This is a genomic window from Pseudomonas sp. Sample_16, from assembly GCF_004307665.1.
Taxonomy (GTDB): Bacteria; Pseudomonadota; Gammaproteobacteria; order Pseudomonadales; family Pseudomonadaceae; genus Aquipseudomonas.
Genome location: NZ_RCOB01000133.1, coordinates 1 through 13,283, shown reverse-complemented (window position 1 = coordinate 13,283; position 13,283 = coordinate 1). Strand labels below are relative to the sequence as shown.

The 13,283-nt window shown below is 61.0% G+C and carries 10 protein-coding genes and 1 pseudogene; 6 read left to right on the top strand and 5 right to left on the bottom strand.

Annotated elements, in window-relative coordinates; genetic code table 11:
* Positions 1 to 85 precede the first annotated feature (85 nt).
* Entirely contained in the window at positions 86 to 265 is a 180-nt protein-coding gene (locus D8U69_RS18005) for a hypothetical protein (protein ID WP_130907834.1), read from the bottom strand.
* A gap of 29 nt (positions 266 to 294) precedes the next feature.
* On the opposite strand from D8U69_RS18005, the gene D8U69_RS18000 reads away from it, so the two are divergent.
* The 3 genes from D8U69_RS18000 to D8U69_RS17990 all read left to right on the top strand — a co-directional run bounded on the left by D8U69_RS18000 (position 295) and on the right by D8U69_RS17990 (position 4,236).
* Entirely contained in the window at positions 295 to 804 is a 510-nt protein-coding gene (locus tag D8U69_RS18000) for a sigma-70 family RNA polymerase sigma factor (RefSeq protein WP_056853697.1), read from the top strand.
* Positions 801 to 1,745, top strand: a complete 945-nt coding sequence (locus tag D8U69_RS17995) for a FecR domain-containing protein (RefSeq protein WP_056853696.1) — start codon at positions 801 to 803, stop codon at positions 1,743 to 1,745. The genes D8U69_RS18000 and D8U69_RS17995 overlap by 4 nt, the downstream gene beginning before the upstream one ends.
* 67 nt (positions 1,746 to 1,812) lie before the next feature.
* Positions 1,813 to 4,236 (top strand): TonB-dependent receptor, encoded by a 2,424-nt coding sequence (locus D8U69_RS17990; RefSeq protein ID WP_130907833.1) that lies wholly within the window; start codon positions 1,813 to 1,815, stop codon positions 4,234 to 4,236.
* A gap of 117 nt (positions 4,237 to 4,353) precedes the next feature.
* Here D8U69_RS17990 and aldA read toward each other — a convergent pair whose 3' ends face one another.
* Genes aldA through D8U69_RS17970 form a run of 4 tightly spaced genes read right to left on the bottom strand, consistent with a single transcriptional unit; the run spans position 4,354 to position 9,135 of the window.
* Positions 4,354 to 5,787: an aldehyde dehydrogenase gene (aldA, locus tag D8U69_RS17985; protein WP_056853694.1), complete on the bottom strand. Its 1,434-nt coding sequence runs from the start codon at positions 5,785 to 5,787 to the stop codon at positions 4,354 to 4,356.
* A 20-nt stretch (positions 5,788 to 5,807) separates the two neighbouring features.
* Positions 5,808 to 6,608 (bottom strand): HpcH/HpaI aldolase/citrate lyase family protein, encoded by an 801-nt coding sequence (locus tag D8U69_RS17980; protein WP_130905364.1) that lies wholly within the window; start codon positions 6,606 to 6,608, stop codon positions 5,808 to 5,810.
* 14 nt (positions 6,609 to 6,622) lie between these two features.
* Complete coding sequence (gene rhmD, locus D8U69_RS17975; RefSeq protein ID WP_130905363.1) at positions 6,623 to 7,807, bottom strand: L-rhamnonate dehydratase; 1,185 nt, start codon at positions 7,805 to 7,807, stop codon at positions 6,623 to 6,625.
* 32 nt (positions 7,808 to 7,839) lie between these two features.
* Positions 7,840 to 9,135: an MFS transporter gene (locus D8U69_RS17970; protein WP_056853691.1), complete on the bottom strand. Its 1,296-nt coding sequence runs from the start codon at positions 9,133 to 9,135 to the stop codon at positions 7,840 to 7,842.
* Positions 9,136 to 9,259: 124 nt separating this feature from the next.
* Between D8U69_RS17970 and D8U69_RS17965 the strand changes: the two genes are divergently transcribed.
* The 3 genes and pseudogenes from D8U69_RS17965 to D8U69_RS17955 all read left to right on the top strand — a co-directional run.
* Positions 9,260 to 10,201 (top strand): LysR family transcriptional regulator, encoded by a 942-nt coding sequence (locus D8U69_RS17965; RefSeq protein ID WP_056853690.1) that lies wholly within the window; start codon positions 9,260 to 9,262, stop codon positions 10,199 to 10,201.
* Between the two features lie 175 nt (positions 10,202 to 10,376).
* The gene (locus D8U69_RS17960; protein ID WP_130905362.1) at positions 10,377 to 13,208 is read left to right on the top strand and encodes a xanthine dehydrogenase family protein molybdopterin-binding subunit; all 2,832 of its coding nucleotides are present in this window, start codon (positions 10,377 to 10,379) and stop codon (positions 13,206 to 13,208) included.
* Positions 13,201 to 13,283: pseudogene (locus tag D8U69_RS17955) on the top strand ((2Fe-2S)-binding protein); the annotation flags it as partial. The gene D8U69_RS17960 and the pseudogene D8U69_RS17955, both read left to right, overlap by 8 nt.

Sequence of the window (13,283 nt, the reverse complement as noted above, 5' to 3'; positions counted from 1 at the left end):
TACCGGCCTGTCACGCCGGGGGTCGCGGGTTCGAGTCCCGTCCGCTGCGCCATATCCGCACCAAGGCCCACTGAACGCCTTGGCGCTACGAAGAAACCACTGGTTGCTTCGAGTCGATAGCAAAAACCCTGGTCGAAAGACCGGGGTTTTTTGTGTCTGAAATTTGGCTTTTACTTTCTTTTTCTCCTGGCTGCTGATCTTTCTGCGCACTTGCTGCATAAAGCACTTGGTTCGTCGCTGCAACATTAATTAGAATCACTCTCATTTACGACTCCTGGCACAGGGCTTCTTGAGATGAGTGATGCAGCGATGCCGAAGGAGCAAACCCTTCACGACCTGTACCGCGATCACCGTGGCTGGCTTGAAGGCTGGTTGAGGCGGCGCATGGGCAATGCCTGCGATGCGGCGGATCTCAGCCAGGATACGTTTTTGCGTTTGCTCGCCAGTTCTCAGCGGATTGCCGATCTACACGAACCCCGCGCCTATTTGCTGACGGTGGGCAAGCGCCTGCTGAGCAACTTCTACAAGCGACGTAGCCTGGAGCAGGCGTACCTGAACGCGCTGGCATTGCTGCCTGAAGACTGCGTGCCGTCCCCTGAACAGCGCTGGCTGTTGCTGGAAACCCTGCAAGCGCTGGACGAGTTGCTCGACGGATTGCCGCGCCCAGTACGCAGGGCGTTCCTCTGGAGTCAACTTGAAGGTTTGAGCTATCAGCACATTGCCGAGCGCCTGAAAGTGTCGCAGCGCACGATCAAGCGCTACATGGCACAGGCCTACGAGCACTGCCTGTTGGTGGAACTGTGAACAGTGCCGCGCCCGACGCCCGCCAAGTGGTCCGTGCCGCTGCGCAATGGCTGGCGTTGCTGGAGTCCGGCGCAGCCACCGAGCAGGATCGCGCGAATCTGCAGCGGTGGCGCGAAACCTCGGCCAGTCACGAGCACGCGTGGCAGAAGGCACAGGCCTTGCGTCAACGCTTTACCGACCTGCCACCGGCATTGGCCCTGAGCACGCTCGACCGCCCTGATCCCGGACGGCGCGTGGTGCTCAAGCGTGCCTTGGGCGCGGTGGCTTTGGTGCCAGCGGCCTGGCTGATCAGTCGGCAGTTGCCGCTGGAAATCTGGCGTGCCGATTTGCACACCGCCACCGGCGAGCGCAAACAGGTGCAATTGGCCGATGGCAGCAAATTGCAACTCAATACCGCCAGCGCCGTCGATGTGGACATGCCGAATCGCCATGTGAAATTGGTGGAGGGCGAAATGTCGTTGAAGGTGTCGGGTGTCTCACCGCTGACGATCCAGACCCGGTTCGGTCAGGTGCTCGTTGATCAAAGCGACGTCTGTGTTCGTCAGGATGCCCTGGGCTGCCGGGTGTCGGTGTTTAGCGGTGCAGTGCAGTTGCGACCTTTGCAGGGCGCCTTGCTCACGCTTGGGGCCGGTCAGCAAACCAATTTGCGAGCGTCAGGTGCCGGAGCGGTGCAAGCCTTTGACGTGCTCCAACCCGGTTGGCGTGAAGGCGTACTGATGGCCAACAATCAGCCGTTGGGGGATTTCCTGCGTGAACTCGACACCTATCGGCCAGGTGTCTTGCGCTGGGAGCCGGAACTCGAAACGCTGCGTGTGACCGGCAGTTTTCGGCTGGACGATACCGATCGCATTCTCGCGCTGCTCTCTGCGAGTCTGCCGCTGGAAGTGCAAATGCGGACCCGCTATTGGGTGACGTTGCTGCCACGCAAAAAAGTTGTGTGAGGTCTGTCCCCTTTTCTCGACTCGCTTGTCATTCAAGGCAACTGAACGAACAAGAGAGCTTCTTCAAATGCCCGCAGTAAAGTCCTGCTGTCCGCGCCCGGTGTCGTCCGGTCTGCGTCCGTTGTTGCGCCTGAGCCTGATGTTGAGCCTCAGTGCCAGCCCGCTTTTGATGAACAGCAGTTGGGCCGATGACGCCGCCCGTCGCAGTTACCAGGTGCCCGCCGGTGGCCTTGGCGATGCGTTGACACGGTTCGCCGGTTTGGCGGGAGTCAATCTGTCGGTCGATCCGGCGCTGGTCAGCGGTCGCAGCAGCGCCGGCTTGTCCGGTGAGTTCGGAGTGGAAGAGGGCTTTGCCCGCTTGTTGCAGAACTCGGGCTTGCAACTGCAGCCAGTGGGCGAACGGGCCTACATTCTGATTCCGGCACCATCAGGTAGCAGCCTGCAATTGGGCGCGACTTCCATCCTCGGTGCCGTTGATTCCGAACATGGCGACCCCTATGTCGGCGGCCAGGTCGCGCGCCGAGGGTCGCAAGGGTTGCTGGGCTCGCAGGATTTCATGGAAACACCGTTCAGCATGACCACCTACACCAGTGAAACGGTGAAAAACCAACAGGCACGGACCTTGGGCGACCTGGTCGCCAGCGATCCATCAGTGCGCACCACCAACCCGGCTGGCGGGCGTTACGAGCAATTCACCATTCGCGGGCTCAGCCTGTTCAACAGCGACGTTTCCTATAACGGTCTCTACGGCGTCTTGCCAACCTATACGATCGATATGGAAATGGCCGACCGCGTCGACATTCTCAAAGGCCCGAGCCAACTGATCAATGGCATCTCGCCGCGAGGCAGCGTGGGCGGCGGGATCAACGTGGTGCCCAAGCGCGCCACTGACCAGCCGATCACATCGTTTACCGGCAGCTATGCATCCGATAACCAACTCGGCGGTGCCGTGGATGTCGGGCGGCGTTTCGGTGAAGGTGACATGTTCGGCATTCGCTTCAACGGCGTGAAACAGTCCGGCGACACCGACTGGGATCACCAGAGTGTTGACCGCGAGATGGCCGTGCTGGGTCTGGATTTTCGCGGTGAGCGCCTGCGGCTTTCGACTGACATCGGCCACACTGAGCGCGATACCGATGCCCCGCAAGAGCGCGTGCAAATCGGCCCCAATGCAAAGGTGCCGAATGCCAACGATGTTCGCGACAACTATGCGCAGCCCTGGAGTCAGGCGCGAACCACGGACACCTTCGGCACGCTGAACGGCGAGTTCGATGTCAGCGATTCAGTCATGCTGTACGGCGGCGTGGGCGCGCGCAAAAGCAACCATGACTTCCTCCGGCATGCCGTTGCGGTCACCAATGACGCTGGCGATTTCAGCGTGCAGCCGCGCGACTTTACCCGCGACGAAAATGTCCGCACGGCCACGGCGGGCGTGCGCAACTGGTTCCATACCGGGCCGGTGAGCCATCAGGTCAACCTGGCGGCCAGCTATTTCTACATGGACTTCGAAAACGGCGGCGCCCGTTATGCCGCTGCTCCGAGCAACCTTTACAACCCTGTGGAAACGCCAACGCCAGTGCGCCCGACGCGTCAGGATCCAGAGGTCTACACCGAAAACCGCTTCAGCAGCGTAGCGTTGTCCGACACCCTGGGCTTTTTTGATGATCGAGTTTTGCTGACACTCGGTGGCCGTTGGCAGCGGGTCAAGGTTGATGACTGGTCGGATGACGTCAAAGGCGATACCGCCTACGACGAAGAAAAGTTCTCGCCATCGGGCGGCGTTCTGTTCAAGGCGACCGACAAGCTGTCGCTGTACGCCAACTACATGGAAGGCTTGAGCCAGGGCAAGATCGCGCCGTCGACCTCGGTGAACGAGGACGAGATTTTCCCGCCGTTCATCAGTCGCCAGGTCGAAGTCGGTGCCAAGTACGACGCCGGAGCATTCGCCGTCACCGCTGCGGTGTTTCGCATCAAGCAGCCGGCCTACGAGACCAACGCCACGACGCGAGTCTTTGGCCCCAATGGCAAACGCAATAACGAGGGTGTCGAGTTGAGCGTCTTTGGCGAACCGCTCAAGGGGTTTCGGTTGCTCGGCGGTGTGATGTACATCGACAGCGAGTTGACCGATACCACCAATGGCACATTTGACGGCAACCGGGCGCCCGCGACGCCGAAATACAACGTCAACCTCGGTGCCGAGTGGGACGTGCCGAACGTGCAGGGCCTGACTTTGACCAGTCGCGGGATCTATTCCAGTTCGCAGTATCTGGATCAGTCCAACAACAAAGAAATCGACTCTTGGGAGCGATTCGACGTCGGCGCACGCTATGCGTTCAGGGTCGACGAAAAGACCATTACCGTGCGGGCCAATGTCGAGAACGTGGCCGACAAGCGTTACTGGAGTTCGGCCGGGGCTTCGGATGACAGCGAGCCGGGTTTGACGCTGTCGACGCCGCGGACCTATTTGCTGTCGGCGACTGTGGATTTTTGAGCATTGAGCAAGTGTGGCGAGGGAGCTTGCTCGCGCTGGACTGCGCAGCAGTCCCCGCATGGGGCGTTTCGCACCCCGACGGGAGCAAGCTCCCTCGCCACAGGTTCAAAGCAACGTTCAGCCCTGCAAATAAACCGCATGGGTATGGGTGTACTCATACAGCCCATGCTTGCCATCCGCTCCGCCAATCCCGGATTTACGCACACCGGCATGGAAGCCTTGCATCGCTTCGAAGTTCTCGCGGTTGACGTAAGTTTCGCCAAAATCCAGCTCGCGCATGGCATGCAGGGTTTTGCCAAGGTCACGGGTGTAGATCGACGAGGTCAGGCCATAGTCGCAGTCGTTGGCCAAGGCGATGGCTTCGTCCAGGTCATCGATGATCTGGATCGGCAGCACCGGACCGAAAATCTCTTCGCGCATGATTTCCATGTCGGCGCGGCAACCGGCTAAAACAGTGGGCTGGAAGTGGAAACCATTGGGCAGATCGGCCATCTGTCCGCCACTGATCAAGTTTGCACCCTGGCTCAACGCAGTACGGACTTTGCGGTTGACGCTATCCAGGCCTTGGCGGTTGATCAGCGGTCCCATCTCGACGTCGGGCTGTGCGATTGGGTCGCCATAGCGAGTCGCGCTCATCGCCGCAGCGATGCGTTCGATGAATTGATCCGCAACCTTGCGCTCTACATACACCCGCTCGGCGCAGTTGCACACCTGGCCGCTGTTGATGATGCGTGAGTCGCGGATGGCTTTGACCGCCAGATCGAGGTCAGCGTCAGCCAGTACAATCGCCGGGGCTTTGCCGCCCAGTTCCAGGTTGAGCTTGGTGATGTTCGGCGCGGCGGCGGCCATGATGCGCGATCCGGTGGCGACGCTGCCGGTGAAGCTGATCATGTCCACGCCTTTGTGCCCACTGAGCGCCGCGCCAACCTGGCCGTCACCGCATACCACGTTGAACACGCCGGGCGGCAGGTCGGTTTCGGCCACGAGGCGGGCGAATTCGAAGCAATTGTTCGGGGTTTCTTCGCTGGGTTTGATGACGATGGTGTTGCCGGTCAACAGGGCCGGGGCCATTTTGCGGGCGATCAGAAAGAACGGGAAATTCCACGGCAGAATCCCGGCCACCACACCCAGCGGTTTGCGGAACAGGAAGATGTTTTCGTTCTGGCGGTCACTGGTGATGATTTCGCCTTCGATACGCCGCGCCCATTCGGCCATGTAGTCGAGGTAGTCAGCGGTGAAGTTGACTTCGACCTCGGCCAGGCTGCTAATCTTGCCTTGTTCCAAGGTGATCGTGCGTGCCAGATGCGGCACGTTTTCCCGTAGTTTGGTGGCGATGCGGCGCAGGTAGCCGGCGCGATCATTGGCCGGTTTGCGCGCCCAGTCCTTTTGCGCCGCACGGGCCGCGGCGAGGGCGCGTTCGACGTCTTCGGCGGTTGAGGCGGGGACTTTCGACAGCACGGCGCCGGTAGCCGGGTTGATCACATCGATGTGGGCAGCGCTGGCCACGAACTGGCCGTTGATGAAGTTTTCGTAAACAGGCACGGACGACATGGGGACGACTCCTTGGCAGTTCAGTAAGTGCGTGAAGGCGCTTGAGTGCTGGCGGGTTCGCGGTAACGGGCGAGGGTGGCCATGGCGCTCTGACGCAGCAAGCTGATGTCGATGGCTACCGCGATGAACTGGCAGCCCCAGCTTTGGTAGCGACGGGCGTCTTCTTCGTTGGGGGCGAGGATGCCGCAGGCCTTGCCCGCCGCGAGCGTGGCGTCCACCGCGTGGCGGATACGTTGCTGAACGTCCGGATGGCCAGGATTGCCGGCATGGCCCAGGCCAATCGACAGATCCGCCGGGCCGATAAACACCGCATCCACGCCTTCGACGGCAGCAATCGCTTCGACGTTTTCCACGCCGATCCGCGATTCCACCTGCACGATCAGGCACAGTTGTTCGTGGGCGGTATTGAGATAGTCGGGTACGCCATCCCAGCGTGTGGCGCGGGTCAGGCCGCCGCCGACACCGCGAATGCCGTGGGGCGGGTAACGCATGGCGCGCACCAGTGCCTGGGCCTGTTCGGCGGTTTCAACCATCGGGATCATCAGTGTCTGCGCGCCGATATCCAGCAGTTGCTTGATCAGGTTGGCATCGCCATTCACCGCGCGCACGACTGGCGCGGTGGAGTAGGGGGCGACTGCCTGCAATTGCGTCAGTACGCCGGGCACGGTGTTCGGCGCGTGCTCGCCGTCGATCAGCATCCAGTCGTAACCGGTGGTGGCGACGATCTCGGCGGCGTATCCGGTGGCGAACCCGGCCCAAATGCCGTACTGGGTCGCGGGTTTGTTCAGCGCAGCCTTGAAAGCGTTGTGCGGCATGTTCATGTCGAGCTCCTTTCTCAGCGGCTGTAGGGCCGATGCAGTTGGCATTCGGGGTTGAGTGTCACGCCGAAACCGGGCTGATCAAGTTCCGACAGACGCATGCGGCCATTGACCGGCACCGGTTCGCCGAGCAATTGCGGATGGAACATCGGCACCACTTCGTCTGCCTTGGGCGCCATCATCAGGAACTCGGCGAACGGGCTGTTATGGCGAGTGGCGACGAAGTGATAGCTGTACACCGAGGAACCGTGCGGAATGACCAACGCATTGTGCGCGTCGGCGAGGGCCGAGATTTTCACCAGTTCAGTGAGGCCTCCGCACCAGCCGACATCCGGCTGAATGATGTCGCAGCAGCCCATCTCCAGCAGCATGCGGAAGCCCCAGCGCGTGGCTTCGTGTTCGCCGGTGGTCACCAGCATGCCTTTGGGCACGTTGTTGCGCAGCGCCGCGTAGCCCCAGTAATCGTCCGGTGGCAGGGCTTCCTCGATCCACTTCAAACCATGTTCGTGGGCGCCGACCGCCAGTTTGGTGGCGTAGTTGAGGTCCAGGCTCATCCAGCAATCGAGCATCAGCCAGAAGTCCGGGCCAACGCGTTCACGCATGGTCGCCAGTTCTTCGAGGTTCTTGCGCAAGCCTTCCTCGCCTTCGGCGGGGCCGTGGTGCAGCGGCATCTTGCCGCCGATGAAGCCCATTTTCTGCGCCAGGTCCGGGCGGGCGCCGGTGGCATAGAACTGCAATTCGTCGCGCACCGCGCCACCGAGCAACTGATGCACCGGCTCATGGCGGATCTTGCCGAGCAAGTCCCACAGCGCCAGGTCGACGCCGGAGATTGTGTTGATGACGATGCCCTTGCGCCCGTAATACAGGGTCGACTGGTACATCTGGTCCCAGATTTTTTCGATGTCGGTGACGCGAGCCCCTTCGAGGAAGCGCGCCAGGTGTTTCTCGACGATGTAAGCGGCAGGCTCACCGCCCGTGGTCACGGCGAAACCGACGGTGCCGTCGCTGGCTTCAATCTCGACCACCAAGGTGCCGAGCACGTTGATGCCGAAGGTGCGGCGGCTCTGGCGGTACTCGGGATATTTGCTCATTGGCGTGGCGATGTGATCGTCGATCCAGTGGCCGTCCGCTTGATCGTGATAATCCGCGCCACCGCCGCGCAGGGTGAAAGCGCGGACGTGTTTGATGGTTGGAATGCCCATGGTGTGATTCCTTTTTTTAAACGGCGGTCAGGTTAGATGGTGGCCGGTTTGTTCGAGGCTTTATGCCCGGGCGCACGTACGCCCAGCACCAGCAACGCGGCGATGACAGTGGTAGCGGACAGCACATACAAGCCGGCTGCCGGTGAATGGAAAGCGCCTTCGGCCCAGTTCTTCAGCACCGGGGCGATGAAGCCGCCGAGGGCGCCGAACGAGTTGATCAGGGCGATCCCGGCCGCGGCGGCGCTGCCGGCGAGGTAGCTGGAAGGGAAGGTCCAGAACACCGGTTGCACGGCGATGAAACCTGAAGCAGCGAAGCACAGGGCGATGATGCCCAGCAGCGGGTTGCTGAAGGTTACCGAGCAGGCGATCCCGGCGGCGGCCATGAGCAAAGTCAGGCATGCGGTGCGGCGACGTTCGCCGGTACGGTCGCTGTAGCCGGGAATCAGGTAGGCCGCGATCAGAGCGCAGATCCATGGGATCGCGGTGACCAGTCCAACCATCAGCCCGACCTTGGTGCCGAGCAGTCCACCGACCTGGGTCGGCAGGTAAAACACCACGCCGTAGACGCTGGCCTGGATCAGCAGGTAGATCAGGCACAGGTAAAGTATCGACGGCTGGCAAATCACGTTGAGCAGGCTGCGGCCGTGGTTCTGTTTATGGCTGTCTTCCTGATCGAGCAGGCTCTGCACTTGTTGGCGCTCTTCGACGGTCAGCCACTTGGCATCGGCCGGGCGATTGTCCAGATACCAGTAGGCCCAGACGCCCACTGCCGAGGCCATCAAGCCTTCAACGGCGAACAGCCATTGCCAGCCGTGGAACCCGGCAAAGCCGTCCAGTTCCAGCAGCAGACCGGACAACGGGCTACCGAAGATGAACGCCAGCGGCGCACCGAAGTAAAAGAAACCCATGGCCTTGCCGCGCACAGCGCTGGGGAACCAGTAGGTGAGGTAAAGGATCACCCCGGGGAAGAACCCGGCTTCAGCCACGCCCAGCAAAAAGCGTAGGACGTAGAAGGTGGTTTCGTTGTGGGCAAAGACCATGGCTGCAGAAACCAGGCCCCAGGTGACCATGATCCGGCACATCCACAAACGGGCGCCGACGCGGTGCAGGATCAGGTTGCTCGGTACTTCGAGCAGCGCATAACCGACAAAGAACACCCCGGCGCCAAAGGCGAACGCGGCATCACTGATGTTGGTATCGGCTTGGAAGGCTTGCTTGGCGAACCCGACGTTGGCGCGGTCGAGGAAGGCCATGATGTACATCAACAAGAGAAACGGCAGCAGCCGCCAGGAAATTTTGGCGAGCAGAGGCGCAGGTAGAGTCTTCATCGCAGTTTTCCTTTGGTAGGGCATTTGTTCTTATGGGGAAGACTGTACGGCCGCTGATCGATGCGTTACAAATCGAATCTAGCTCACAACTGATACCTTGAGGGTATCGATATAAAGGTTTGCCATGACCACGCCGATCATCTCCCGCAGCCTGCTCAATCGCCTGCGCTACAAGCATTTGCACATGCTGGTGACGCTCAGCACCAGCCAGAACCTGCACCGCGCTTCGCAAAGCCTGAACATGTCGCAACCGGCGGCCACGCGCATGCTCCATGAAATTGAAGACATGTTCGGTTGCGACCTGTTCGAACGCTTGCCCCGGGGCATGCGACCGACGGCGCTGGGCCAGGAACTGGTGCGTTTTGCCGAATCGGCCCTCAGCGGTCTAGACCGTTGCGCCGAGGACCTGATGGCGCGGCAGCAGGGCGGTTACGGCTACTTGTCGATCGGCACCATCATGGGCGCAGCGCCGGATCTGGTCATGGATTCGATTGCCGAGATCAAGTCGCTCAATCCGCAATTGCGGATTCGCATCATGGGTGACACCAGTGACCAGGTGATCCAGTTGCTGGAACAGGGCCGTATCGACCTCGCCATCGCCCGGCGCAACGCCGCCACCGACAGTGAGCACTACGTCTTCGAACAACTGGGCAATGAACGTTTGCTGGTGGTGGTGCACGCCGGCCATCCGCTGGCCCGACGCAAGAAGCTGGAAATGGCGGAACTGGTCAACGGCTGGCCCTGGATTCTGCAACCTGAAACCAGTCCGGCGCGCATCGGCCTGGATCAAGCCTTGCAGCGCCTGGCGCTGCCGCTGCCGGCAGACATTATTGAATGCAGCTCGGTGTACTCGATGCAGCAACTGATTCAACTGACCGACGCGATCATGGTGCTGTCGGAAACCGCACTGCGCGACTACCTGAAAATGGGCCTGGTGGTGGCGCTGCCGGTGGAGCTGGATGTGCAATTGGCGCCATTCGGACTGTTGTTGCGCAAGGGGGAGCACATCAGTCGGGAGTTGGGTTTGTTCATTGACCTGCTGCGGCGAAAAGCCGCGGTTTTTTGATCTCATGGTCAGTTTTTTGTTTTCCGCGCGCGCATAAACCTTTAAAGTTAACCTTTCGGTCAGCTTTGCACTGTCGACACAGCCCTTTGCATCGTCAAGAAGGGCTTCTGCAAGACTCGAGATTCCCAGTACATAACCAGAAGGGCGGACCCCATAACCGCCCAGAGGATGATCCATGTCCAACCGTGATATATCCCGGCGCTCGTTCCTTCAGGGCGGGCTGGTAGCGGGTGTGAGCGTGACGCTCACGCCATTGAGCAGCCAGGCGCTGGCCGCCTTGATGGAAAACAGCGTGACCGTGCCGTCCGAGCAGTGGCTCGGCAACAATGGCCAGGCGCGCGCCCGTAACGATGCCTTGTCCAAGGTTTGCGGCAGCAAGGTTTTTGCCCGCGACATCCGCGCCAAGGACATGCCGGGCTGGCCGCAGCAGCAAGGCCACGCCATGCTGCTGAAAACCATCAAGGCCGACCACATCTTTGCCGGCATCGACCTGGCGTGGCTTGGCGCCGATCTGCAACCGGATCGCATCGTCACCGCCGAAGACCTGGTCAAGGACGGCATCGTGTTCCCTGAAGAACACGCGCCGGATCCGCTGCTGCCGGCAGGCAAGGTGCCGATGTTCATCGGTCACCCGGTGGCGATCCTGATCTGGAACGATTTCGAGCGGTTCCGCAAGGCCAAGGCTCAACTCAAATTCAATGACAAAGCGATTCGTTACGGTGCCAAGGTGCCGTATTACGAAGGCGATCCCTACGGCAGCTTCCGCTATGTGCGCGTGGGCGGGCCGACCTCGGCGGACGAAGACGAATTCGCCAGCCTCAAGGACTCGATCCTGTTTCCGATGCTGAAAAACCGTCGGCCGGTGTGGAATTCCCAGCCGAACCTGCACGGCAATCTGACCGAGCGCGGCTTGTTCTACGCCGAGCGCATGAAGCAGCAGATCGACACCCCGCCGGATAACTGGCTGGTGTTCGACGAGCGCTACAAGACGCCGTCGATCGAACCGGCCGCGATGGAACCGGACAACGGCAACGGCTGGTACGACCCGGCCACCAAGACCCTGCACTTTGTCGTCGCTACCCAATGTCCGCTGGAAACCGCGACCGAGACCGCGAAGATGATCGCGCCGTCGCGTTTCGGCCTGGCCAACCTGAACATGCACCCGGGCTACACCGTTGGTTACGGCTCCAAAGACCACAACATTTTCGTCTACTACGCCGCCCTCGCAGCGTTGTACGGCGCCGGTGTACCGGTACGCCTGGCCAACGACCGCTACGAGCAATTCCAGAGCGGCATCAAGCGCCATCCATTCGATATCCGCTATCAACTGGCCGTGGACAAGACCGATCACAGCTTCAGGATTTTCCGCGCCGAGATGAGCGTCGACGGCGGTGGACGTGTCAACTACAGCCCATCCGTGGCAGCGGTTGGCGCTACGGCGGCGCAGTCGATCTACTACATGCCGCAGAACGATTTGCAGGTCACGGCCTATCATTCGCGCGCGGTGGAAGCCGGTTCGATGCGTGGCTACGGCACCCTGCAAAGCATGGCGTCCACCGAGATGATGGTCGACGAAATCGCCGATCGCCTCGGTGTCGATGCCATTGAATTGCGGCGCAAGAATGCGCTGCGTTCGGGCATGAAAAACACCCAGGGCGCGATCCCGGCCGGTGCCTTGCGCCTGCATGAAATTCTCGACAAGGCTGCCGTTCACGACACCTGGAAAAATCGTCACGCGATCAAGCAACAACGCGAATCAGCCGACCCGGACAACTGGTATGGCATCGGTTTCGCCATCTGCCAGAAAGACTTCGGCACCGGTTCGGAAGCGCCGATGGCCAGCATCGAATACACCGTTGACGGTCGTATCACCCTGCGCCACATCGGTATCGAAATCGGCACCGGCATGTCCACTTCCCAGGCAATGGTGGTGGCCGATTTCCTCGGCAACCCGGCACACGAAGTGAAGACTGGCGAAACCGAATGGAAGGAGTTGCAGCTGATCAGCGGCGGCAACCCCTACATCATGAGCCAGGCCGAGCAGGACAACTTCCTGCGCAACCCGCGCTGGGTCGGCAAGGTCGCTTCGGCGTCGTCGGCCACCAACTCGGCGTACTACTTCAGCCACGCCACCCGTGAAGCGGCGCGTGTGCTGTTCAACCACGGCTTGTGGCCAGCGGCGCTGGAGATCTGGCGCCAAGGCCCTTACGGCGGCCAGGCCAACCCTTATGTGGTACGCCGTGAAGACGCCCATTGGGTCGACGGCAAGCTCACCGCCAACGGCATGGAACCTTTGCCCTTTGCAGTGCTAGCCAAGCGTGCTCACGAGCGCGGTCTGGTCACTGGCGCGACGGTCCATGGTTTCAACCGCTGGAGCTGGGCCGAGGCCGAGTTCAGCATCGATGGCGTGCGCGAGCGTCTGCCGCTCGATGGCCTGGCGGTGAAGTACGGCGACGGTGCGCCGAAAGCAAAGAAAGCGCAGATGAACAGCGCTGGTTTCCATCTGCTGGACCGGCAGAACATCGCCTACCCGGCGACCCAGTTGAACAACGCGGCGGTGACTTACTACAGCCCGGTGGCGACGCTGGTGGAAGTGAAGGTCAACAAGGGTTCGCACGAAGTGTCGGTGCTCAACCATCACTCGTGGGTCGAGTGCGGTCGGGTACTGGTGCCGGAACTGGTCAAGGGTCAGCTCGAAGGCGGCATCGCCATGGGCATCGGCCATGCGCTGATGGAAGAAATGCCGCTGTACGAAGGCGGGCCGGGGGAGGGTGACTGGAACTTCAACCGTTATCGCCTGCCAATGGCGCGTCACGTTGCGGTGTGGAAACAGACCGCGGAAATCCTGCCGCCATTGTCGCCGAGCGACCCGTCCAAAGGCATCGCCGAAGTGGTGATGATCCCGGTGGTCGGTGCCATCGGAAACGCTGTGGCCCATGCCATCGGCAAACGTGTCCGCGACTTGCCTATCACTTCTGCCCGCATCAAGGAGGCCCTCAATGGCTAACCGTCCGCTTCAACTGACCCTCAACGGTCAATCCGTCGGCCCGGTGGACATCCCTGATGACCTGCCGATGATCGA

Excerpts from the sequence above, each read along its gene's own strand:
- D8U69_RS17965 (WP_056853690.1), top strand. The coding sequence starts at position 9,260 with ATGACCACGCCGATCATCTCCCGCAGCCTGCTCAATCGCCTGCGCTAC.
- D8U69_RS17960 (WP_130905362.1), top strand. The coding sequence starts at position 10,377 with ATGTCCAACCGTGATATATCCCGGCGCTCGTTCCTTCAGGGCGGGCTG.
- D8U69_RS17990 (WP_130907833.1), top strand. The coding sequence starts at position 1,813 with ATGCCCGCAGTAAAGTCCTGCTGTCCGCGCCCGGTGTCGTCCGGTCTG.
- aldA (WP_056853694.1), bottom strand. The coding sequence starts at position 5,787 with ATGTCGTCCGTGCCTGTTTACGAAAACTTCATCAACGGCCAGTTCGTG.
- rhmD (WP_130905363.1), bottom strand. The coding sequence starts at position 7,807 with ATGGGCATTCCAACCATCAAACACGTCCGCGCTTTCACCCTGCGCGGC.
- D8U69_RS18005 (WP_130907834.1), bottom strand. The coding sequence starts at position 265 with ATGAGAGTGATTCTAATTAATGTTGCAGCGACGAACCAAGTGCTTTAT.
- D8U69_RS17980 (WP_130905364.1), bottom strand. The coding sequence starts at position 6,608 with ATGAACATGCCGCACAACGCTTTCAAGGCTGCGCTGAACAAACCCGCG.
- D8U69_RS17970 (WP_056853691.1), bottom strand. The coding sequence starts at position 9,135 with ATGAAGACTCTACCTGCGCCTCTGCTCGCCAAAATTTCCTGGCGGCTG.
- D8U69_RS18000 (WP_056853697.1), top strand. The coding sequence starts at position 295 with ATGAGTGATGCAGCGATGCCGAAGGAGCAAACCCTTCACGACCTGTAC.